The organism is Vibrio sp. MMG023 (assembly GCF_021654215.1).
GTDB lineage: Bacteria > Pseudomonadota > Gammaproteobacteria > Enterobacterales > Vibrionaceae > Vibrio > Vibrio jasicida.
Window position 1 is genome coordinate 952817 of the sequence record NZ_JAKFZP010000001.1, and the last position, 21331, is coordinate 974147.

The following is a 21331-nucleotide window of genomic DNA, read 5'->3' on the forward strand; positions in this document are numbered from 1 at the left end:
ACCTCATTGCTGCTCACTTTGGAACATTTGTGCCAATGCGGTCAAACTGGTTGGGTAATCAATAGACTCATTTGCCGACTGCTGTAAGTACGCTCTAAGATGCGGATACATAGAAACCGACTGATCCAGTTCCGGATCTTGTCCTGGTTGATATCCGCCAAGTGGCAAGAGTTCTTTAACTTGAAGGTAATTGGAGTACATTTGACGGAAGTTGTTCGCTATCGTGCTGTGCGCTTCATGGGTACAGGCGTTCATGCAGCGGCTTATCGATGCGTTAATGTCGATCGCTGGATAATGCCCTTGTTCTGCGAGTTGACGTGAAAGCACCACATGCCCATCAAGAATCGCACGTGCAGAATCCACAACAGGATCTTGTTGGTCATCCCCTTCCGCCAATACCGTATAAATCGCCGTCAAACTACCATGTGGATTTTCACTGTTACCTGCACGTTCCAACAGCTGTGGTAACACGCTGAACACTGAAGGCGGATAACCACGTGACGCTGGAGGCTCCCCTAAAGACAGCGCTATCTCACGCTGCGCCATTGCATAACGTGTTAAAGAATCCATCAGTAACAACACGTCTTTACCTTGGTCACGGAAATACTCCGCCACACGGTGACAAAGCAGAGTCGCGCGCAAACGCATCAAAGGGGATTCATCGGCTGGCGCGGCGATAATGACCGCTTTCTGACGGGCCTCTGGTGTTAAGTTACGTTCGATAAACTCTCGAACCTCTCGACCCCGTTCGCCAATTAAGCCGACAACAATAACATCAGCTTCGGTATTTTGAGTGATCATCCCCATCAAGACACTTTTACCGACACCACTGCCCGCCATTAAACCAATACGCTGCCCTTTGCCAACGGTTAATAAACCATTAATGGCACGAACACCAACATCCAGCGGAGTATCGACAGGGCGTCGCTTAAGTGGGTTAATCGGTTTTGGTTCAAGTGAAACACGATCTCCCCCTTTAAGCGGCGCGCCATCATCGAAAGGTTCACCCAGACCATTCACTACTCGACCAAGCCATTGTGAGCTGAGTTGAACGGTGCTATCGCCATCCAGCGGGATCACTTTTGCTCCTGCAAACAAACCACCTAGACGACGAATCGGCATCAGGTAAGCAACGGTATGATCAAAGCCGACGACTTGCGCTTCAATCATGTCGCCTTCTGCGGTTTCCACTAAGCAGCGTTGTTCAAGCTTGAATCGACAACCCACGGCTTGCAGCATTAAGCCGTTAACTTTGATTAGTCGCCCTGTCACTCGTGCAACCGGAATCGAATCGAGCGATGCGAGTGCATCACTCAAGCGTTCGTTCAACAACTCGTGGCTGGAAGTACTACTCATGTACAACATCAACCTGTGGCAATACGGCTTCATCCAGCAAGTGTTGTTTCACGTTATCCATACAAGCTTGTAAGCGAGAGTCACAGCTCGCATCGGCTTCTGCATCCTCAGTCACTAACTGACACCCACCAACGGGTAACTCCGCGTTTGCGACAAGCTTCCAAGCGGTTGGTAAGTCAGCATTGATTTGCGTGATTCGCTCTAGGTCTTGTGGATTCAGATGTACAATCACGCTTTCTGCTTTGCCCGGCATAGCGGATAAGGTTTCATCCACCAAAGCCAAAATCTGTTGTGGCATCAGAGTCAGCTCAGCACGAATCACTTGCTGTGCAACCTTCTGTACCAATTCACAGATCATATGGCGTTGCTGTTGTTCTTTCTCGCTTTGCCAACGCGATAATGCTTGGAACAACTCATGAACGGGTTTTGCCGCTTCCACAAAGCCTTGCTTGCCAGATTGCTCTCCGGACACAAATCCTTTTTGAAAGCCTTCTTTTTGGCCATCGAGCAGACCTTGTTGCTTGCCTTGCTCAATACCTTGGCGAATGCCCTCGTCATGCCCTTGCTGCAAACCTTGCTGAAACCCCGCTTCCAGCTGTTGTTGAACGTCGGCTTGAGTATCTTGCCAGCCTTGGTTCTCCATCGCGAAATCGTCTTCGATGTTCACAGGTTGTGCCAAAGGAGGAAAACGATGTAAGCGGTATCCACTTGGTGGTAATCGCATGGTGTTATTTGCTTTTTCTGCCATGGTCTTACTCCACTGTTGGCTCTTCGTAGAGCAGTAGCTGAATTTCACCCGCTTCATCCAACTCGCGCACCATCTGCATAATATCCTGACGCGCGCGCTGTACTCGGCTCAACACGACGGCTCCACGCAGTTCCATATCGTCTTCTAACGCTTTCACCATACGTTGCGGCATAGAACGCTTGATCGCCTGTTGCAGTAGGATATCGGCACCTTTCAATGCCACCGCCCACAGTTCCAATGGGATCTGTTGCACCAACGCATCCATGGTTTCTTCGCGCTGACGGCCCAGCACCATGAAATCAAACATATTCTCTTCGATTTCGTTTACCACATTTTCGTCATGCAACTTAAGCATTTCCATCAAGGACGCGCGGTCGCCTTCAAATCGGTTAATGATGTCAGCAGCTTGTTTCACGCCCGACAACGGGGTGCTTTGACTTGCAGACACTTTCTCGATACAACGTTCCACCAATTCGTGCAAATCGTTCGCAACCTGATGGTCAATATCTTGCAACTGAGCAATACGGAACACGATTTCATCATGGTAGTCCTGCGGCAGATGCTTCAAAACAGCCGACGAACTGTCTGCTGGTAAATACGCCAAGAAAATCGCCTGCATTTGCGGATGTTCGTTAACAATGAATCGCGCTAATGTCTCGGCCTCTACCCATTGTAAGCGCTGCATGTTGTTACGAATTTCATCGCCATACAGGTTGTTCAGCAGACCTTTTGCCAAATCGTTACCTAAAGCTTTGCGTAAAGTGTTCGACAAGTATTCTTTCGATGCGCCACGAATGCCGCTGTGCTCGCGAAAATCTTCAAAAAAATGCTGAATCACACCGCGAGCAGAATCACTTTTGATGCCATTTAACTTTGCCATCGCACGTGTCACTCGCTGGGTCTCATGACGGCTGAAGTGCTGCAACACTTTTGCTGCGGCATCCTCACCCATGCCCAGCAGCACGAGCGCGGTTTGTTCTACATAACTAAGCGTCTGCTTTGACGTTGACTGAGCTGTGTTCATTGATGTTTACCCATTGTTTCAGAATTTCGGCTACACGCTCAGGCTCTTCATTAGCAATAAGCTGTAGGTGTTTCAATTGGATTTCTAATGGAGAGCCGGCTGGCGGTAACATGTCGCTGTTGACGTCCAAACCAGAGGAGACGGCAATCCCTTTCTCGGACAGTCGGCGATTCAATACCTCTTCACGTTCACGCTCTTCACGCGTTTGCAGATTGTCGTATTGCGGCTCTTCCTGTGGTTCAGCAAACTCCAGCTCCTGTGACGGTTTATCAGCTCCAGTTAAGTGCATGATCAAAGGACGAAGCACAAAAAAGATCATCGCTAATCCCAACATCCCGCCAATCACATAACGCAAGGGTTGCTGTACGGTTGGGTCTTGCCACCAAGGCAGTGCTGGCGGCGCATCAATCTCGATTGGTGTGAAGTTGAAGCTCATCAAACTCAAACTGTCGCCACGAGTCGCAGAAATGCCGACAGCGTCCATGATCATTGTTGAGATTTGGGACTTGTCCGCTTCGCTCCATGCCACACCATCTGGTGATGCTTGTGAATTCAAGAGGACTGACACACTTAGCTTGTCAATTTGCCCCTGCTGATATTGAGTACGACGAACACTGCTGCCAACCGCATATTGACGATTGATCTCTGAGCGCGCGTTAGTGTTTTGGCTATCGTTCGTTGGCGTTTCACCCGTAACCGGAGGTTGATTGCTTAGTGAGCCAGGGATGCCCAAAGCAATTTGATCAATTGAGTTGTTTTGAATGGTATGTTCATTGCGAACCACTGGCGCATTATCGAGGATCTCTTGCGTCTCTTCGACTTGACTAAAGTCCATATCGGCTGCAACTTGCACGCGGAAGTTACTTGGGCCAACAATCGGCGTTAGCATGTCTGAAGCACGCTGGATGATTTGCTTCTCGACACTCTTTTGGTATTCAAGGTATTTAGCGTTAACTTTACCCGCTTCTGCAGAGGCAACATCTGCACTCAATAGTCGGCCATATTGGTCAATCACCGAAACAAATTCTGCCTTCATTGCCGTCACACTACCCACCACCAAATTGATGATGGCTTCCACTTGTTCTGGCTTGAGATCTTCACCTGGTTTCAGTTCTAACATCACTGATGCAGAAGGGTTTTCTGTATTCTGGCGGACAAACAAGGTTTGACGAGGAATAGCTAAGTGCACACGCGCATTCGCGACTGCATTAAGCGACATGATAGTGCGTACTAACTCACCTTCCAAACCATGACGATAACGCGCCGTTTCCATAAACTGACTGGTGCCAAGAGAGCTGTCTTCTTTTAGCGAATCGAAACCCGTAGGCAATTTCGCTTTAACACCTTTTGATGCCAACAACATGCGGATACGAGCGACTTCACCTTCTGGCACTAGTACTTGTCCATTTTGCTCTTGCATGCGGTAGCTGATGCCTTCGCTTTCCAGTACCGACACAATCTCACCGATATCAAAGCGCTCTTGCTGGCTGTAAAGCGGACGGAAACTTTGGGAAGAGCTCCATAACGCAACCACGATAATCGCAGCAACAATCGCGGCTAAAACCGCAGACAACACCAGATTGCGTTGGCTGTTAGACCACAACTGTTTGATTTTATTTGTGACATCATTCATCCCATTATTCGATGAAAGCGTCTGTGTCGTGCCGGAATGCATCGCAGAATTTCCGGCCACTTGAGTGGTAAGTTCTGACATGGATTACACCGGCATCTTCATTATATCTTCAAACGACATCACTACTTTGTTGCGCACTTGCATCAAAGCATTGAAAGAGAGACTCGCCTTCTGACTGGCGACCATTGCTCCTACTAAATCATCACTTTTACCCGTCTCAACGGCTGTCATTTTTTGACTGGCGACCGATTGGTGTTGGTTAACCGTGTCCAAAACGCTGGTCATTGCTTGCGAGAAAGACAATGGTGCATTCAAAGATTGCAGATCCAAAGGGTTAGCACTCACTACAAATTCTGGCGGCTGAACATGCGTTCGCATCGCCTCCATTTTCGACAGCATTAATTGCTCTGCTGAGACCGCATTGGTAGGTTGACTTGCCATCTACATTTCTCCTTTTAGGCAGCCGAGCCAAGCGCCGACTGTAAATCAATACCGTGTTCGCGCATTGCTGCAAGCTTGTAACGTAACGCTCGGGTAGACACACCCAAGGCATTTGCGGTTTTGGTTCGGTTTCCACCAAACTGACGTAATTTATCGAGGATGAACTGGAACTCAGCTTGCTTCTTCGCTTCAACATGACCAAAACTTGAGGTTGGCTCTGTGCAAGGGACTGGCGTCAGCAATTCAATTGGTAGCATCAGATCATGCGCAGTGATGTAATCACCGTGACGCATGACCAAAGCGCGTTGAATGACGTTTTCGAGTTCACGAATATTACCCGGCCAGTGGTACTGGCTCAGCGCAGCAATGGCATCCTGTGACAGATGACAACGGCTGCTATCTTGGTATTTTTCAATAAAGAATTGGCTGATAGGTAAGATGTCTTCTTTGCGCTCACGCAATGGCGGCCAATGCAATGGCAGTACATCTAGGCGATAGTAAAGATCTTCACGGAACGTGCCTTTTTGCACTTCTTCACGCAAGTCCTTGTTGGTCGCGGCGATCACTCGGATATCCAACTGAATCGCTTTGTGGCTGCCAACACGTTCTACTTCGCGCTCTTGAAGTACACGTAACAACTTTGCTTGAACCGCTGGTGACATTTCACCAATTTCATCGAGCAGAATCGTGCCGCCATTAGCCTCTTCAAACTTACCACTTTGCGAATTGGTCGCCCCTGTAAACGCCCCTTTAACGTGGCCAAACAGCACGGCTTCCAGCATGGATTCCGGAATCGCAGCACAGTTCACCGCAATAAAAGGCCCATCAAGGCGAGAAGATTGCTCATGGACATAACGAGCCAGCACTTCTTTACCCGTTCCCGACTCGCCAGTGATCAATACACTGGCGTTGGTGCAAGCTGCACGATGAGCCAGTTGTAAAACTTGTTTACTGCGCCATGACTCTGCAACAATGTTCGCTAAAGGTTTACCCAGAGCCTCAACACGCTTGAGCAAATTGATTAGCTGATTGGTCTCAAAAGGACGAAGCAAGTAATCAGTCGCACCGGACTTCATAGTCTCTGCGGCCAAAATACCTTGGTCTTGATCTACAATCGCAATCACGACACCCGGATTACGCTGTTTCTGATGACAAACAACAAACTCGCGTACACACATATCCGGCAAGGTTGAGCTCACCAAGGTGATGCTCGCTCGTTCTTCCAGCAATGCACTTCGCCCAGTACGACTGTGCCTAGCGGTATACCCTGCGCTCCCCAGTACATCCAGTACCGGTTGAGCAAGACGTTCATTTGGCTCAACCAACAAAATATCCGTTTTCGTTATCATTGAACCTTTACCTTCTCTTGTTGGGGTTGTTGTTTTACTTCTGAGTTGTTGTTAGCAAACTCGTTTTTGGCAATCACACGCTCGTTATCTCGAACTAAGCGCAACGTCACGCGGCGGTTCTTAGCCTGCCCTGCTTGGGTGTTATTGCTTGCAATTGGGTAGCGAGCTCCGTGCGCACGAACTTCAATCAAGTGAGGAGCAATGCCATTTGCAATGAGCTCATCTGCGACCTGTTGAGCTCGTTGGCGTGAAATCTTCAGATTAATTAATTGAGCACCAACATTGTCGGTATAACCGTCAACTAAGATTTTAGTGACGCGCTCATCAACAACAACATAACTATGCAAAGCAGCTAATGTGTTTTTTTGAGATGAGTTCAGTGCCTGTTGGCCAAACTGAAAAGGAAGAATCAGATCTCGAGCTTGAGAAAACGACAGCTTAGGTAACTGTTCTCGACATTGATTGAAAGACGCTAGTGCATGTTGGATTTGAATGGTTGGCAACGTGACACTATCTATGGCGGAAGGATTGCTTCCACTTAGTGACAGTGTAACCCAATTACCTGATGCCATGTCAAGAATGAGCGAATCTGCACCAGTTAAGAACTCAAATCGGTGAGTAGGCTGCGCAAACGTATGCGATGCCTTTTCCTTCCTATAAAGCTCTTTATGCCACGGAGCACTCTGACTTCCTAACACAGCCTTTTCCCATTTATTGTTGTTATCTTGAACATCAGCAATAAAGAGAACTCGGTTGTTTGGCTCTGCACGGAAATAAAACTTCCCCTGCGGAACAGTTGAATGCACTAAGTTGCATTCAAATTTATCACCCTTATATGACCAAGTGGAAATATCCATAGGTATTGTGACACTCTCACCAGCCAATGTGAAATTAGTTGATGATAGTCCAAACAAAAAAACTATTTTTAAAAATATAATTAAGCACCTTCCACCTTGGTATATCTTACATACCTCTGACTTAGATGATTTAATTAAAAATGCCATTGAATTAGAAGATTCGGCATAGGTAATCATATTAATTCCCTATTCTGAAATATAAAAAATGGTCATTAAACGTTCAAGAAAGCTTAGAGAAATGCTTAAAAAATCGAACTTAATACCATAAAAACAAAGAGTTAAAAAACTCAAGTTCTAAAACTTATTCTACAACCACCGACTGCACTTGGTTGAAATAACAACGAATTAGCTCACTACTTGTTATAATTATTAATAACTGATTTATTAGTTCAAACTACCGTTTTTTAATTTTTATTAAAAGTGCCTATGCTTCGATTCAAATCAACATATGAACTAAAGTCACAATCTTTAAAGTTGAAACTAAAAGAATCTAAAAAAGTCTGTGTATGCTGTGCGCAATTAAGTTAAAACAGTTTCGTTTGTTAAGGCACGGTAAAATATAAATGGAAAGTAGAGTTAATGAGCCTATTTCTGACATCAAATTGCTTGATGTAGAACTGCTAGGCAAGCCAATTCATATCATTCGTGAAAAGCTCGAAATTTTAATTTCAGAATCTTGTACTAGCCTGACCAACGAGTTACAAAATTGGCTCAGCTCCAACAAAATTGAGGCGACCTTAACTTCGGTAGATCTACATCGCTTCTCACCAACCTTGTTGGATAAAGACCAAACATCGAGCTATCTGCATCAAGAGGGTGGCATGGTCTTTATCCACAGTGATGCCCATACCTTAGTCAAACTCGCCGACCGCTTTTATGGCGCAAGCAACGACCGCGCCTCGACCACGTTGACGGCCAGTGATCTTCGCCTTCAAGAACGTATCAGCCGTATCATTACCAACTGGCTTGCCCCCCAAGAGATGTGGCAAACCTGCGAGTACGAAACGCCGCGCGGAATTGGTTTGCAGGCGGAGCTTGCGATCACATTCGAAGACTACCAAGGTGCCATTCATCTCAAACTCGATAGCACATTAATCCAAACCTTAATTGAGCAGCTTGAGCTTCATACCGATGCTGATCTCTATCAACCGTTTTGTCGTTCATTGGAAACGACGCCTGTTCGCCTCAATGTCGTACTGAGCAAAAAGACCATGGCGCTCAGTGATGTAGCGGGCTTACAGCCTAACGATATTCTGCCTATCGAGCTGCTCAATACCGTACCAGTCAGCATCGGTAATCAACCTCTTTTCACTGGTCGTGTTGCAGAACAAGACGGTCAGCTTGTATTGATTTTTAACCCAGATAAGGAATCGCAGCGATGAGCGAAGCGCAAGAGAACCAAGCATTCGACGCCGATGAATTAAATTTTGACGACTTTCAGTTAGAGGACTTTGAAACGGAGCAAGCCTTCAAACCGGAGCCTGCCGCTGAGCGCGATTTAAGCTTTTTCAAAAGCATTCCCGTCACTGTGACCTTGGAAGTCGCTAGCAAAGAAATCCCATTGGGGGATTTGATGAAAGCCGGTGAAGGAACCGTGATCGAATTGGATAAACTCAATGGCGAGCCTTTAGATGTAAAAGTAAACGGGTCTCTGATGGGGCAAGCGGAAGTCGTGGTCATTAACGACAAATATGGTCTTCGTCTTATTGATGTACACGACTCAGCGTTGAGCGGTGTTGGACGCTAAATTCCGGTGGGTTGCGTAATGAATTGTCTGAGTGTTTGGCAGCGTCGTTTGCCGTTACTAGTATTGGGGTTGGTTGGCGTGCTGTTGTTTGCCTTCCCAGCCATGGCGGCAGATAACGGCTTGACCATTTTGTCGGTGTCCGATGGGGACACGCAACAAGAATACAGCGTTAAGCTCCAGATTCTGTTGCTCATGACCGCACTCAGTTTCTTACCAGCCTTTGTTTTGATGGCCACCAGCTTCACGCGAATCATTGTTGTTTTGGCGATCTTACGCCAAGCCTTGGGCCTGCAACAAAGCCCACCGAACCGCGTGCTGGTTGGCATTGCATTGACACTCACTCTGCTCATCATGCGTCCGGTTTGGACTGACATTTACGATAATGCTTTCCAACCTTACGACAACGGTGAAATTACCTTGATACAGGCGTTCTCCGTTGCAGAAAAACCGGTCAGAAACTTCATGCTGGCGCAAACGCATCAAAGTTCGTTAGAGCAGATGCTACGCATTGCCAATGAACCCATCGACCAAAACGTCGAGGATATTTCTTTCGCCGTTGTACTCCCTGCGTTTGTCATCAGTGAACTGAAAACCGCCTTCCAAATTGGCTTCATGCTGTTCATTCCGTTTTTGATCATTGACCTTGTGGTCGCCAGTGTATTGATGGCAATGGGTATGATGATGCTTTCACCTCTGATCATTTCATTGCCATTCAAGTTGGTGATATTTGTTCTTGTCGATGGCTGGGCAATGACGGTTGGCACGCTTTCCGCCAGTTTCGGTTAGCAGGAGGCAATATGACACCTGAGTTAACCGTTACACTGTTTTCTGACGCAGTATGGCTGATCATTTTAATGGTAGCAGTCTTAGTCGTTCCGGGATTGATCGTCGGTCTTGGCATTGCGGTATTTCAAGCCGCAACCCAAATCAACGAACAAACCTTAAGTTTTTTGCCACGTCTACTGGTCACCCTGTTGATGGTGATTTTTGCAGGGCATTGGATGCTACGAAAAATCATGGAGCTGTTTGATTTCTTGTTCCATAACATTCCGGGAATGATCGGCTAATGGCGATCACGTTTGCGGAACTGTCTGTGATTCTCGGTCAACTTTGGTGGCCGTTTTTTCGCATCGGTGCGGTCTTTATTTCCATGCCATTCTTTGGCGATGCGTTGATTCCAGTTTGGGTCCGTAGCTTACTCGCCTTCTCTATCGTGGTGATCACCGCACCACTGATGCCACCCATGCCAGCAGTCGAACTGTTTTCTATGACTTCCCTGTTCCTTGCATTCGAACAAGCGATATGGGGGCTGATGTTTGGCCTTATTCTGCACATGCTATTCAATGTTTTTACCATGCTTGGTCAAATCGTTTCTTTGCAAATGGGATTAGGCATGGCAATGATGAATGACCCGGTCAACGGCCTTTCCGTGGCGATTCTTGGTCGCATGTTCTTAATCTTCTCGACCTTATTATTTCTCGCTCTGGAGGGGCACTTGTTGGTTATCGACATCGTCATACAAAGCTTTGTCGTCTGGCCCGTTGGCTCTGGGTTAACCGCACTCTCGCTGAAAGGCGTGGTCAGTATTTTCGGCTGGATGTTCGCTTCTTCACTTGCTTTAGCTCTACCTGCCATTGTATCCATGCTGCTTGCAAACATTAGCTTTGGTGTGATGAATCGCGCCGCGCCTTCATTAAACGTTTACGCTCTGGGCTTCCCTATGACTATGCTGCTAGGTTTGTTCAGCGTCTTGATATCCGTTTCCGGTGTCCCTAGCCGTTACACCGCATTAGTGCATGACACCATTCGCCACTTGAATAACTTTATGTTGGGGGGCGCATGAGCGATCAGTCATCACAAGACAAAACCGAAAAAGCCTCCCCCCAGAAAGTCAAAAAAGCTCGCCAGGAAGGACAAATTCCTCGTGCAAAAGAATTCACCACCGCCGTGATTTTCTTAGCGGTCGCCTTGTACTTTTACTCTCAGCTCAGCAGTATTTGGGAAAGCATGACAGGTATATTCCGTTACAACATGGCCTTAACCCGTGCTGATTTAGACAATCCAAAACAAATGGTAGAGCAACTTGGGCAGAGTTTGGCGGTCATCATTGAAATGCTATTGCCCCTCTTCACAGTCATCATTATCGTGACATTTGGCAGCAGCATGATCTTGGGCGGTTGGATGTTCCGACCAGCCAATGTGTTACCAAAGCTCTCCAAACTCAATCCTATTTCGGGCATCAAACGTATTTTCTCAACCCGCTCAGTTGTAGAACTGGTGAAATCGACATTCAAGGTCGCGGTCATCTTTGGCATTCTCTATGGCTACTTAGATAATCACCTCCAGCCTTTACTTGGTATGCAAAATTTGCCGCTTAGCCAAGGCTTTTCAATGGTCATGTCGATACTATTTGAAGGCTTATTATTGATGGGGTTTGCCTTACTTCTGTTTGGTGTGATTGATATTCCCTACCAACGTTGGGAGCACCTAAAAGAACTGCGCATGACGAAGCAGGAGCTCAAAGAAGAGTTCAAAAATAACGAAGGCCGCCCAGAGGTCAAACAGCGTATTCGTCAGATTCAACAACAGTTCGCGCGACGTAAAATCGACAAGATGGTGCCCACTGCAGATGTGGTCATCACCAACCCAACCCACTACGCAGTCGCATTGAAATACGAACCTTCTCTTTCAGACGCCCCATTTGTGGTCGCAAAAGGCGTCGATGAAACGGCCATGCACATCCAACGCATCGCACGCGAGAACAAAGTCGAGATCATCAACTCGCCGCCACTGACTCGTTCGATTTATCACACAACCGCGATTGAGCAAGCCATTCCGAGCCAGCTCTTTATCGCCGTTGCACACATTCTTACGTATGTTTTGCAATTGAAAGCCTTTCGTAAAGGCGACGGACAAGCGCCGACGCCTTTGCCTCATTTTTCAATTCCAAAGCATTTGCAGCACTGATTAACCCGCGTTTACCCAAGGACACGAAAGTATGCTTAACCGGTTAAAACAACTTCAATCCTCCACCAAAGGCTACATTGGTATTCCAATCGTCTTGTTGATGGTGTTGGCAATGGTCATATTGCCGCTACCGCCACTATTGCTGGATGCGCTGTTTACCTTCAATATCGTCTTAGCGATCTTGGTATTGCTGGTCAGCACCACGGCGAAGCGACCGCTCGACTTTTCGATTTTTCCAACCATTCTTTTGGTCGCCACGCTACTTCGCCTTACGTTAAACGTCGCATCTACCCGTATCGTCTTGTTAGAAGGCCATAACGGCAGCGATGCAGCAGGTAAAGTCATCCAAGCCTTCGGTGAAGTGGTGATCGGCGGAAACTACGTAGTCGGTATGGTGGTGTTCATCATCTTGATGATCATAAACTTTGTCGTGATCACCAAAGGTGGCGAACGTATTTCTGAAGTATCAGCCCGCTTTACCTTGGATGCGCTACCGGGCAAACAAATGGCCATCGATGCCGACTTAAACGCTGGCTTGATTGACCAAGAAACCGCCCGTCAACGTCGTAAAGAAGTGGCAAACGAAGCCGACTTCCACGGTTCTATGGATGGTGCGTCTAAATTTGTTCGTGGTGATGCGGTCGCAGGTTTGCTGATCTTGTTCATCAACATCATTGGTGGTATCAGCATTGGTGTGTTCGAACACGGTTTACCAGCATCAGAAGCCTTTAAGACTTACGCACTACTAACCATCGGTGACGGCTTAGTTGCACAGATCCCATCGCTATTACTGGCAACCGCAGCTGCCATTATCGTTACTCGCATTAACGACAGCGATAACGGCATGTCGGAAACCATGCACAAGCAGCTTCTAGCAACACCTGCTACTCTGTTCACCGTTGCGGTAATCATGACCGTGATTGGTTTAGTTCCGGGAATGCCTCACCTCGCCTTCTTCACCTTTGCTGCCGTATTGGCGTTTGCAGGCTGGCGACAAAGCAAACAACCGGTTCAAGACCCACAAATAGAACAAGTCGAAGCCCTTTCTCAAGCGATGCAGGAAGAAGAAGCCGCACTGACTTGGGATGATATTCCACACGTCCATACCCTATCTTTGGCGCTCGGTTACCGTTTGGTGCACTTGGTAAACAAAGAACAAGGCGCCCCTTTGGCACAGCGTATTCGCGGTGTACGCCGAAACCTGTCTGAGCAAGTGGGTTTTCTGCTGCCAGAAGTTCGTATTCGCGACAACCTCAGCCTAAAACCAAACCAGTACACCATCGCGCTAAATGGCGAAGTAATTGAGCAAGGCTTGATTGAGCCAGAACGTTTAATGGCGATCGCAGTGGGGGAAACCTACGGTGAAGTCGACGGTATTTTGGGCAGCGACCCTGCCTACCAACTGCCTGCAGTTTGGATTGAACATCAAGATAAAGCCAAAGCACTGAATATGGGTTATCAGGTCGTTGACGATGGTACTGTCATCGCCACGCACATCAGCAAAATCATGAAAACCAATTTGGCTGAATTGTTTACCCATGACGATGTTGAAGCTATGACTCAACGACTCACGGCACAAGCACCTAAATTAGCCGAGGCCTTAGCCGCTGCACTGACCCCAGCACAGCAGCTTAAGGTTTACCGTCAGCTTCTGCTCGATCAAGTGCCTCTAAAGGACATTCGTACCATTGCTAACACCATGTTGGAGTCTTCTGAGAACACTAAAGACCCAATTTTACTTGCGGCAGATGTACGCTGCGCACTAAAACGTACCTTGGTGAACTTGGTCGCAGGACAAAAGAACGAGCTCAATGTCTATGCGCTTTCAGACGAGTTAGAGCAAATGTTGATGACCTCTCTGCAACAAGCACAAGCTGCGGGCACCGTGATGCTAGACAGTTTCCCGATAGAACCGAACATTCTTGGTCAGTTCCAACAAAACTTGCCTTTAATTCGTCAACAACTCAAGCAACAGGGCTTACCACCAATCTTATTAGTGATGCCTCAGTTACGCCCATTGTTGGCTCGTTATGCTCGTACCTTTACTCAAGGACTCGCGGTATTGTCCTACAATGAAATCCCAGAAAATAAACAGATCAACGTGGTAGGAAACCTTGGTTAATCTCATATCAACGAAAGCGATGTACGATTATTTATGTGGCCTTGCGCTGCAACACATTGTCACGGACGACGACCAACTGGTGTTTGATGCACTCAAGCACAACGACATTCAACACGCCTGTCAGGCCATCCGTGAAACTAAAACTGGCGAGGTGGAATACCAACACCTTACGTTGCGCTTTGGCCTACGCGGCGAGCAGAGTGTCTATCAGTTTCAGTTATCAGAGCAAATGCAATATTGCTTAGATCTGTACAGCTTGTACTTAGCTCTAAGACAGACTCAATTCCAACTCGAAACCTTTCACCCTGATTTAATCAGCAATGTGGTGGTTCCCATCCGCATTGATGCCCTGCTCTGGCAGCCTGGTGCGCACTTCTTGAATCAGATGATTCAGTTCCATAATGCGGCCTTTCAACATGTTATCCCTTCCCTTCAAGCCGATGAGACCCTATGTCTGCACGATAGAGTGACTCCTTTGGTAGAACAATTGAAAGAGAACGCCTTTGCCTTATGGTTTGAAGTCTCGACACATCAAACACACTTCGAGCGCATCACCGAATTTGCCCCTGATATGATCAAACTGTCCGTGACGATGGAAAACAAACAAGAGCAACATGCATTTCTACCCATTGCGCGATTTTTAAGGGGTAACCACATTTCTTGGGTTGCCGGGAGAGTCGCAAGTCAAAGTGAACTCAACCGCTATCGATTACTTGGTGCGAGTTATTACTTCGGCTATTTCAGTGATATTCCCACCTCATTGTCGTTTAAATCGTTTGATGATGAATAAACCACCCAAAAGCAAAAGGGCGAATTCCGAGACAAGAATTCGCCCTTTTTTCTGTCTAATTAACCTTAAACAGTCAATATTCTGGAATGTAAGTCACTAAAAACCATCAAATTAGCGCTTTTCGATAAAATTTTTAAATTTCCAATTAATCATTAAAACGAATCGACCGCCTCTAGTTAGTGAGCAAGGGAGAATCCCGAAGCCTGAAAGAATAGTGAAAAACTAAGGAGACCAAGATGGCTTTATCTATGCATACTAACTTCGCATCGCTTGTAACTCAGAACACGCTGAACAATACAAGTAACCTACTTAACACGTCTATGGAACGTTTGAGCACGGGTTACCGTATCAACTCAGCAGCAGACGATGCAGCAGGTCTACAAATTGCTACCCGTCTTGAGTCTCAAACTCGCGGCATGAGCGTTGCAATGCGTAACTCGCAAGACGGCATTTCAATGATGCAAACTGCGGAAGGCGCGATGGATGAAATGACAAACATCGTATACCGCATGAACGACCTAGCAACACAGGCTTCGAACGGTTCTGTATCGGCAAACGACCGCACGGCACTAAACGAGGAATACCAGCAGCTAGGTGAAGAGCTCGCGAACATCATGGACTCAACGAGTTTTGGTGGTAACAAGCTTCTACAAGATGCTGGTACATTTGGTGCAGCAGCTGTTAACTTCCAAATTGGTACTCAAGCAGGCGAACAACTTGAGGTTGACGTATCAACGCAAGTGCAAGCAATCAACGCTTCAATCGGCACATCTGGTGCACTAGCAGTTGGCGACCTAACATCTGAAGCAAATGCTCAGACTGCAATGACAGCACTGACTGGCGCGACCGGTGATGCAGGTCTTCTAGGTCAAATCGGTACTGCACGTTCAGCATTGGGTGCGAACATCAACCGTCTTGAGCACACAATGACGAACCTAGGCAACATGGTTGAAAATACGTCGGCTGCGAAAGGCCGTATCACTGACGCTGATTTTGCCGTTGAGTCTTCAAACATGACGAAGAACCAAATGCTAATGCAAGCAGGCACAACGGTTCTTTCTCAAACGAACCAATTGCCAGGTATGGCAATGTCGCTACTTCGTTAATCAACGATTAAGCTCAGTAGCCCCCAATAAGGCTGTTGATTTAATCCGTCCGAAAGTCAAACCTCCCAGTATTTGGGAGGTTTTTTTGTTCTTGATGATGCCAAACACTTAGCGACGAATATAGATACCGCTAGCATCACGAGTTTGGTTCGCAGTTGGGACACGAAAGCCCGCTTTGAGCATGGTGTTATGTAGCACCTTATTAAACAGCTCCAATTCAGCCGATTCAACACCACGGTCACGTTGGTAGCTTTTTAACTCAGGGAAACGAGAAACCGCTTCAATACGGATGCTTGCTAGCTCCTCGGCATTAATGTTCTGTTTACTGCGCAGTTTGGTTCCAATAAATGCCTCGTAAGCACGTGCACACTTCATCAGTCGTAAAACAAATTCATTCATTACTGTCGTTCTTTTAATTTTTAATTGGGGGAAATAGCCAGACGTAAGCAACCACAAAAATTGCAGGGGCATAAGATAACAAAACTTCACCTTCCGACAGGGTCAGAAAAATCCGAATCCTTTAGCAGTAAACACCGAAATCTGCTCACTATGCGTACATCAGCATAGCCAGTCATTTCTCTCCTATTTAATTAAATCATTTGCTTATTCTGGTCGCCTTTTCTCTTTGGGAAACCCCGGGAATTACCAAGGGGAAAGCGGAACCATCAAGGTGGAAAAAGCGCTTCCTCTCAAATAGAAAAAACCACTGCAAGATGCTGTTATATATACAAATAAATAACAGGCACGCATCTTGCGATTGTTCATTTATTACTGGCACAAGACGCCAAATACAGATGAGAGAGGGAGCGACCTCATGAGTTCATTAGATCCAATCACCATGGCAACCCAGTTCGCCACGTTAGATGTTCAGCCATTTCAACAACGCTACCAGTTTCAAGCGGATAAATACCAAGCTCAACTGACAGCACTAGGAAAAGTAGAAAGCGCGCTGCGTGATTTCCGTACAGCCGTCAATGAGATGAACAGCAGCACCAGTAGCATCATCAAGAACACGGCGACGCTCTCTCAAGATGGGTACTTCTCGGCTAACGCCGATGCCAACGCCATGTCGGGCAACTACCAAATTTTCGTTGAGCAAGTCGCGACCTCACATCAGCTCTCTACAGGCATGCCAGCAAATTTGGATGCCACAACAGAAATACCGACCACAGGCACATTGGAATTCACCATTGATGGCGAAACCATGACGTTGGATCTATCAACTGTTGATACCGATGGGGATGGCAAAGCAACCGTGATTGATTTGGTCAGTGCTATCAATAACAATGCTGACAATCCCGGTGTCAACGCCACATTAGTGCGCTCAAACGGTCAAACGCATTTCATGTTGTCGAGCACTGAAACAGGCGTTGCGAACACCATCAATGTAAACGCCTCTGGCACGGGGCAAGCTTGGTTTGAAGATGCCTTTACCAACACAACTGAAATCAGTAAACCACAAGATGCCGTGATTTGGCTCGGCGCGGAAGGCACCGGACTTCAGTTGACTAACGCAAGTAACACCTTTGAAGGCGTGATTGATGGCGTCGACATCACGGTCACGAAAGCACAAACCTCAGGTGAAGCGGCAGTAGGGCTGGGGATTGGCGCTGACAGCGAAGGCACAAAAGAACAACTCAATAAGTTTGTTGAAGCCTACAACTCTCTGGTTTCGACGCTTGATGAATACACTCAAATCGGCGGTGAAGACAAAGCTCGTGGCGTGCTCGCCAGTGACCCAACACTACGCTCAATTGAAAGCCAGTTGACTAATTTGGTGCGCGGAGAACATGGTGGAATGCGACTGAATGAAATCGGCATCACCCTTGACCGCAGCGGCAAAATGAAAGTGGACCAAGATAAGTTTACCGAAGCACAGAAGAACAACAGTGCTGGATTAGAGGCGATGTTTAATGGCGACGGAGCCTTATTGGATTCGCTCGATGATATGGCGGAACCTTTCCTAAAATTCTCATCTGGCACCTTTAATTCACGTAAAGACGCCCTGCAAGCCAACTTAGACCGCATCGAGGACAAGCAAACTACGCTAGAGCGTAAATACGAGATGTCGTACAACCGCTACCTCTCCCAATTTACCCAAATGAACACCTTAATGACGCAAATGAACCAAACCATGTCGATGTTTGGTTAAGCCTTTAGGAGAAATAATTATGCTCATGGATTCTGGCTACGACTCATACCAACAAGTCGATCTGGATGCGCAAGCCGCATCCGCCAACCCACACCAACTGGTGGTGATGTTAATTGATGGTCTGCTTGATGAAGTTGAACGTGTTCGAGGCCATCTCGCGGCCAATCGTCTGGCAGAAAAAGGCACAGGCATCAACAAATGCATGAACATCTTAATTGGTTTAAGCAGTGCCCTAGATGAAGAAAATGGCGGCGAAATTGCAGAGAACCTACGCCAACTGTATGACTTCTGCCAAGTTGAGCTGTATTACACCAGCGTACAAAACGACGCAACCCGTTTAGACAATGTCGAGCGAGTAATGGGCAACATTCGAGAAGGATGGGTGAATTTTGGACAGCAAGCATAAAGTGTCGCCAGAGCGATTTCGCCACTTATCAAAACTGATCCAAATCGCCACAAAAACGGCCGATTGGCCAGCACTGAAACGCTACGACCTACAGTTGCGTGAACTGCTGATCAGTCATAAGCCGTATCTTAAAGATCCAAAACTCGCTCCTGAAATTCAGCGGGCAAAAGCGGTGCATGCGTGCGCTTTCACCGCTCTAGAAAAAGCCACCAGCGAATTAAAACAAGAGATGAGCAAGGTGAATGATCAACAAGAACGAGCGATGGCTTATCAGCTCGCGATGACGATGGAGCTCACGCAATGATGGTAACCAATTCAATGCCTGCAAGTGGGCCTTCTCAGTCGTCAGCAGGGAAAATCTCACAAGCACGTTCAGAGCAAGGCTTTTCGCACCCCAGTTCAACCGCGGTAAACCAACAGCACCAAACCAACGCACCTCTTGTTGTTGCGGGGTTCCGTTTAAATGCGCAAGCCTTACCGACGCAAGCGACCCAGCCAAAAGCTGAAACATCGGAACTCAACGCTGAAGTGACCTCAGCTGAAGCATTGTTGATTGCGGTTCCTGCCACCATGGATCTCGCCACTCAAGCGCAAACCTTAATCCAAGGAATGAGCAAAACCGCGGTTAAGCAAGGCGAAACAAATCAACTTGCGCAAGTATCGGCAGGTAATGCGTCTCAAAGCACAAATGTCGGAAACCAAGTAAACCCAATGCTTAACACCACTGTGCAGGAGAACCAAAGCCCCCCTAAAGCCAGTGCAACGAGCGTATTAAAGGTATCAGCTTCGGACTTGCAAACTCTACTTAATCAACCAGCTCAAGGGCAAGTGCTAGCGGCCAACTCACAAGCGCAAACAGCAACAGCGCCGCATTCGAACCCAACCTCACCACTGGCAGCTACTCAAGCTCAAGGCGCGGAGTGGGCGGCCGTACGTGTTGATACCAACTCTAGTAAATGGGGTGAGCAAATGATGCAGGTTTTACACGATCGCGTGACCTTACAAGCGCAGCAAAACTTGCAAGAAGCCAAAATCCGCTTAGACCCACCAGATCTCGGTAAATTGGATTTATTGGTTCGTGTCGAAGGGGATCGTTTGAGCGTGCAAATTAACGCCAACACAGCCGCTACGCGTGAAGCATTAATGCAAGTGTCCGAGCGTTTACGTGCTGAGCTTCAAGAGCAGAACTTTGTTCATGTGGATGTCAATGTCGGTTCGGATCAAGGTCAAGACCGTCATGACCATGAGAGCCCACAAGAAGGCACCACTATTTTTGCGGCTCGTGAATCCGGCACTTTTCAATCAAATACAACAACAAACTATTCAGAGCATTGGCTGAACACTCAAGCCTAATTAATCATCGAGGAAAAAGGTTATGACCAAACAACAAATGATCGCCCTGTTTATCGCCATGATCATCACCAGTGCCCTCGTTTCGGCCGCCACGGTGGTTGGCGGTATTTGGTACATAAATAAAAGTTCAGAGCCCGCCTCATCGGAATCAGGCGTCAGCGCTTTTTTGGAAGATTCTCCACTCGCGTTCTTAACAGCAGAAGAACCGACCAGCAACGGACCGAGTTTTCACCCATTGGACAAAGTGGTACTGACTATCAAAGGTAAAAAGCAAACACACTTTGTGATGCTGGAACTGGCCGTAGAAACACGTCGTCCAGAGCGCATTAAGAACATCGATAACTACATGCCAATGGTACAAAACTCATTGCTCAAGCTGTTCAGCGATAAAACCTTTGATGAGCTACAGCAGGCGGGGTCTATCGATATTCTGCAAAACGAAGTCAAAGAGACCTTACTCTTAGCGTTTGCGAAAACTGACATCGTGCGTGATATCGATGATGTTCTATTGACCAAATACGTTGTGCAATAACGGAGCACGACTATGTTGGAGATGAACTTACAGGAAAGTTATACCGCGACGGAGGAAGTGAATACACCGTCTCGCCAGATTGACGAAAACGCACTGCTGCAACGCCATCAAATCATGGTGAAACGCGTCGTAAACCAACTCCGCGTTCATGCTACTTCGCATTGCAGCATTGAAGACATGCAGCAAATTGGCCTAATTGCGCTCGTCGAAGCAGGACGTCGTTATGGGGATGTGGATGACACACACTTCCCCGCTTTTGCCGTTTGTCGGGTTCGTGGCGCTATTTTAGACGAGCTTCGCCGCTTAGATTGGCGCTCACGTAAGACCCGTCAACAAGCACACGAACTAAACGACGTCACACGTGACCTAACCCGTGAACTTGGCAGAATGCCTACCGATGCCGAGATCATTAAAGCACTCGGCACTGATGAGCAAGACTTCTACAACCGCCAAAATGCAGCGCTGGCGGGCGAAATGCAGAGCCTTGATCAATTAATGGAAACAGGGGGAGACAGCCACTTCGGCGGTCAATACGACGGGATGGAACATGAACATATTCGTCGTAGCTTAGATTGCGCACTTAGCAAAATGTCGAAGCGCGACCAGTTGCTACTGACTCTGTTTTATCAACACGAACTCAACCTACATGAAATCGCGCTCGTGCTCGATCTGACGCCACCTCGCATCTGTCAGTTGCACAAACAAGCGCTTAAACAACTCAATCAATTAATGTCCTCTTAGGAGTCAA

23 protein-coding genes are annotated in these 21331 nt (G+C 47.3%); 15 read left to right on the top strand and 8 right to left on the bottom strand.

The window, feature by feature from the left end; genetic code table 11:
• Positions 1–3: 3 nt before the first annotated feature.
• The 7 genes from fliI to L1076_RS04100 are packed head-to-tail and all read right to left on the bottom strand — an operon-like array spanning position 4 to position 7585.
• Positions 4–1356, bottom strand: a complete 1353-nt coding sequence (gene fliI, locus L1076_RS04070; protein WP_042601230.1) for a flagellar protein export ATPase FliI — start codon at positions 1354–1356, stop codon at positions 4–6.
• The gene (gene fliH / locus L1076_RS04075) at positions 1349–2104 is read right to left on the bottom strand and encodes a flagellar assembly protein FliH (protein WP_237303192.1); all 756 of its coding nucleotides are present in this window, start codon (positions 2102–2104) and stop codon (positions 1349–1351) included. The genes fliI and fliH overlap by 8 nt, the downstream gene beginning before the upstream one ends.
• A gap of 4 nt (positions 2105–2108) precedes the next feature.
• Entirely contained in the window at positions 2109–3128 is a 1020-nt protein-coding gene (locus L1076_RS04080; protein WP_237303193.1) for a flagellar motor switch protein FliG, read from the bottom strand.
• Positions 3091–4842 (bottom strand): flagellar basal-body MS-ring/collar protein FliF, encoded by a 1752-nt coding sequence (fliF, locus tag L1076_RS04085; protein WP_237303194.1) that lies wholly within the window; start codon positions 4840–4842, stop codon positions 3091–3093. The genes L1076_RS04080 and fliF overlap by 38 nt, the downstream gene beginning before the upstream one ends.
• 3 nt (positions 4843–4845) lie before the next feature.
• Positions 4846–5202 (bottom strand): flagellar hook-basal body complex protein FliE, encoded by a 357-nt coding sequence (gene fliE / locus L1076_RS04090; protein ID WP_237303195.1) that lies wholly within the window; start codon positions 5200–5202, stop codon positions 4846–4848.
• A gap of 14 nt (positions 5203–5216) precedes the next feature.
• Positions 5217–6551 (bottom strand): sigma-54 dependent transcriptional regulator, encoded by a 1335-nt coding sequence (locus tag L1076_RS04095; RefSeq protein ID WP_237303196.1) that lies wholly within the window; start codon positions 6549–6551, stop codon positions 5217–5219.
• Positions 6548–7585 (bottom strand): OmpA family protein, encoded by a 1038-nt coding sequence (locus tag L1076_RS04100; RefSeq protein ID WP_237303197.1) that lies wholly within the window; start codon positions 7583–7585, stop codon positions 6548–6550. The genes L1076_RS04095 and L1076_RS04100 overlap by 4 nt, the downstream gene beginning before the upstream one ends.
• Before the next feature lie 386 nt (positions 7586–7971).
• Here L1076_RS04100 and L1076_RS04105 point away from each other — a divergent pair, with 386 nt between their 5' ends.
• From L1076_RS04105 to lafA, 9 genes are all read left to right on the top strand, one after another.
• The gene (locus tag L1076_RS04105; protein ID WP_237303198.1) at positions 7972–8790 is read left to right on the top strand and encodes a flagellar motor switch protein FliM; all 819 of its coding nucleotides are present in this window, start codon (positions 7972–7974) and stop codon (positions 8788–8790) included.
• On the top strand, positions 8787–9155 hold the full coding sequence (fliN, locus tag L1076_RS04110; RefSeq protein WP_038868377.1) for a flagellar motor switch protein FliN: 369 nt from the start codon (positions 8787–8789) through the stop codon (positions 9153–9155). Before L1076_RS04105 ends, fliN begins: the two co-directional genes overlap by 4 nt.
• Before the next feature lie 18 nt (positions 9156–9173).
• Positions 9174–9941 carry a flagellar type III secretion system pore protein FliP gene (gene fliP / locus L1076_RS04115; protein WP_042604855.1) on the top strand — a complete coding sequence of 256 codons (768 nt, stop codon included), beginning with the start codon at positions 9174–9176 and terminating at the stop codon, positions 9939–9941.
• An 11-nt stretch (positions 9942–9952) separates the two neighbouring features.
• Positions 9953–10222: a flagellar biosynthesis protein FliQ gene (gene fliQ, locus L1076_RS04120; RefSeq protein WP_038868373.1), complete on the top strand. Its 270-nt coding sequence runs from the start codon at positions 9953–9955 to the stop codon at positions 10220–10222.
• On the top strand, positions 10222–10998 hold the full coding sequence (gene fliR, locus L1076_RS04125; protein ID WP_038868371.1) for a flagellar biosynthetic protein FliR: 777 nt from the start codon (positions 10222–10224) through the stop codon (positions 10996–10998). The genes fliQ and fliR overlap by 1 nt, the downstream gene beginning before the upstream one ends.
• Positions 10995–12122: a flagellar biosynthesis protein FlhB gene (gene flhB / locus L1076_RS04130; protein WP_042604856.1), complete on the top strand. Its 1128-nt coding sequence runs from the start codon at positions 10995–10997 to the stop codon at positions 12120–12122. Before fliR ends, flhB begins: the two co-directional genes overlap by 4 nt.
• A 31-nt stretch (positions 12123–12153) precedes the next feature.
• The gene (flhA, locus tag L1076_RS04135; RefSeq protein ID WP_038868367.1) at positions 12154–14244 is read left to right on the top strand and encodes a flagellar biosynthesis protein FlhA; all 2091 of its coding nucleotides are present in this window, start codon (positions 12154–12156) and stop codon (positions 14242–14244) included.
• Positions 14245–14263: 19 nt separating this feature from the next.
• Entirely contained in the window at positions 14264–15034 is a 771-nt protein-coding gene (locus L1076_RS04140) for an EAL domain-containing protein (protein ID WP_045407487.1), read from the top strand.
• Between the two features lie 236 nt (positions 15035–15270).
• On the top strand, positions 15271–16140 hold the full coding sequence (gene lafA / locus L1076_RS04145) for a lateral flagellin LafA (RefSeq protein ID WP_038868362.1): 870 nt from the start codon (positions 15271–15273) through the stop codon (positions 16138–16140).
• A gap of 108 nt (positions 16141–16248) precedes the next feature.
• On the opposite strand, the gene L1076_RS04150 is transcribed toward lafA, so the two are convergent.
• Positions 16249–16539, bottom strand: coding sequence for a hypothetical protein (locus L1076_RS04150; RefSeq protein WP_038868358.1), 291 nt, complete (start codon positions 16537–16539; stop codon positions 16249–16251).
• 415 nt (positions 16540–16954) lie between these two features.
• Between L1076_RS04150 and fliD the strand changes: the two genes are divergently transcribed.
• Genes fliD through L1076_RS04180 form a run of 6 tightly spaced genes read left to right on the top strand, consistent with a single transcriptional unit; the run spans position 16955 to position 21324 of the window.
• Positions 16955–18292: a flagellar filament capping protein FliD gene (gene fliD, locus L1076_RS04155; RefSeq protein WP_237303199.1), complete on the top strand. Its 1338-nt coding sequence runs from the start codon at positions 16955–16957 to the stop codon at positions 18290–18292.
• Positions 18293–18311: 19 nt separating this feature from the next.
• Positions 18312–18698, top strand: coding sequence for a flagellar export chaperone FliS (gene fliS, locus L1076_RS04160; protein ID WP_038876432.1), 387 nt, complete (start codon positions 18312–18314; stop codon positions 18696–18698).
• The gene (locus tag L1076_RS04165; protein WP_038876435.1) at positions 18682–19002 is read left to right on the top strand and encodes a hypothetical protein; all 321 of its coding nucleotides are present in this window, start codon (positions 18682–18684) and stop codon (positions 19000–19002) included. The genes fliS and L1076_RS04165 overlap by 17 nt, the downstream gene beginning before the upstream one ends.
• Positions 18999–20051, top strand: coding sequence for a flagellar hook-length control protein FliK (locus tag L1076_RS04170; RefSeq protein WP_237303200.1), 1053 nt, complete (start codon positions 18999–19001; stop codon positions 20049–20051). The genes L1076_RS04165 and L1076_RS04170 overlap by 4 nt, the downstream gene beginning before the upstream one ends.
• A gap of 22 nt (positions 20052–20073) precedes the next feature.
• Positions 20074–20583 carry a flagellar basal body-associated FliL family protein gene (locus L1076_RS04175; RefSeq protein ID WP_237303201.1) on the top strand — a complete coding sequence of 170 codons (510 nt, stop codon included), beginning with the start codon at positions 20074–20076 and terminating at the stop codon, positions 20581–20583.
• A 12-nt stretch (positions 20584–20595) separates the two neighbouring features.
• Positions 20596–21324, top strand: a complete 729-nt coding sequence (locus L1076_RS04180) for a FliA/WhiG family RNA polymerase sigma factor (protein ID WP_038876441.1) — start codon at positions 20596–20598, stop codon at positions 21322–21324.
• Positions 21325–21331 lie beyond the last annotated feature (7 nt).

What these genes read in the sequence shown, in the direction of transcription:
- L1076_RS04100 (WP_237303197.1), bottom strand. Translation starts at nt 7,585, where the DNA reads ATGATTACCTATGCCGAATCTTCTAATTCAATGGCATTTTTAATTAAA.
- fliD (WP_237303199.1), top strand. Translation starts at nt 16,955, where the DNA reads ATGAGTTCATTAGATCCAATCACCATGGCAACCCAGTTCGCCACGTTA.
- L1076_RS04175 (WP_237303201.1), top strand. Translation starts at nt 20,074, where the DNA reads ATGACCAAACAACAAATGATCGCCCTGTTTATCGCCATGATCATCACC.
- L1076_RS04170 (WP_237303200.1), top strand. Translation starts at nt 18,999, where the DNA reads ATGATGGTAACCAATTCAATGCCTGCAAGTGGGCCTTCTCAGTCGTCA.
- L1076_RS04095 (WP_237303196.1), bottom strand. Translation starts at nt 6,551, where the DNA reads ATGATAACGAAAACGGATATTTTGTTGGTTGAGCCAAATGAACGTCTT.
- fliH (WP_237303192.1), bottom strand. Translation starts at nt 2,104, where the DNA reads ATGGCAGAAAAAGCAAATAACACCATGCGATTACCACCAAGTGGATAC.
- L1076_RS04080 (WP_237303193.1), bottom strand. Translation starts at nt 3,128, where the DNA reads ATGAACACAGCTCAGTCAACGTCAAAGCAGACGCTTAGTTATGTAGAA.
- fliS (WP_038876432.1), top strand. Translation starts at nt 18,312, where the DNA reads ATGCTCATGGATTCTGGCTACGACTCATACCAACAAGTCGATCTGGAT.
- L1076_RS04180 (WP_038876441.1), top strand. Translation starts at nt 20,596, where the DNA reads ATGTTGGAGATGAACTTACAGGAAAGTTATACCGCGACGGAGGAAGTG.
- fliI (WP_042601230.1), bottom strand. Translation starts at nt 1,356, where the DNA reads ATGAGTAGTACTTCCAGCCACGAGTTGTTGAACGAACGCTTGAGTGAT.
- lafA (WP_038868362.1), top strand. Translation starts at nt 15,271, where the DNA reads ATGGCTTTATCTATGCATACTAACTTCGCATCGCTTGTAACTCAGAAC.
- L1076_RS04150 (WP_038868358.1), bottom strand. Translation starts at nt 16,539, where the DNA reads ATGAATGAATTTGTTTTACGACTGATGAAGTGTGCACGTGCTTACGAG.
- L1076_RS04105 (WP_237303198.1), top strand. Translation starts at nt 7,972, where the DNA reads ATGGAAAGTAGAGTTAATGAGCCTATTTCTGACATCAAATTGCTTGAT.
- fliR (WP_038868371.1), top strand. Translation starts at nt 10,222, where the DNA reads ATGGCGATCACGTTTGCGGAACTGTCTGTGATTCTCGGTCAACTTTGG.
- fliE (WP_237303195.1), bottom strand. Translation starts at nt 5,202, where the DNA reads ATGGCAAGTCAACCTACCAATGCGGTCTCAGCAGAGCAATTAATGCTG.
- flhA (WP_038868367.1), top strand. Translation starts at nt 12,154, where the DNA reads ATGCTTAACCGGTTAAAACAACTTCAATCCTCCACCAAAGGCTACATT.
- fliF (WP_237303194.1), bottom strand. Translation starts at nt 4,842, where the DNA reads ATGTCAGAACTTACCACTCAAGTGGCCGGAAATTCTGCGATGCATTCC.
- flhB (WP_042604856.1), top strand. Translation starts at nt 10,995, where the DNA reads ATGAGCGATCAGTCATCACAAGACAAAACCGAAAAAGCCTCCCCCCAG.
- L1076_RS04140 (WP_045407487.1), top strand. Translation starts at nt 14,264, where the DNA reads ATGTACGATTATTTATGTGGCCTTGCGCTGCAACACATTGTCACGGAC.
- fliP (WP_042604855.1), top strand. Translation starts at nt 9,174, where the DNA reads ATGAATTGTCTGAGTGTTTGGCAGCGTCGTTTGCCGTTACTAGTATTG.
- fliQ (WP_038868373.1), top strand. Translation starts at nt 9,953, where the DNA reads ATGACACCTGAGTTAACCGTTACACTGTTTTCTGACGCAGTATGGCTG.
- fliN (WP_038868377.1), top strand. Translation starts at nt 8,787, where the DNA reads ATGAGCGAAGCGCAAGAGAACCAAGCATTCGACGCCGATGAATTAAAT.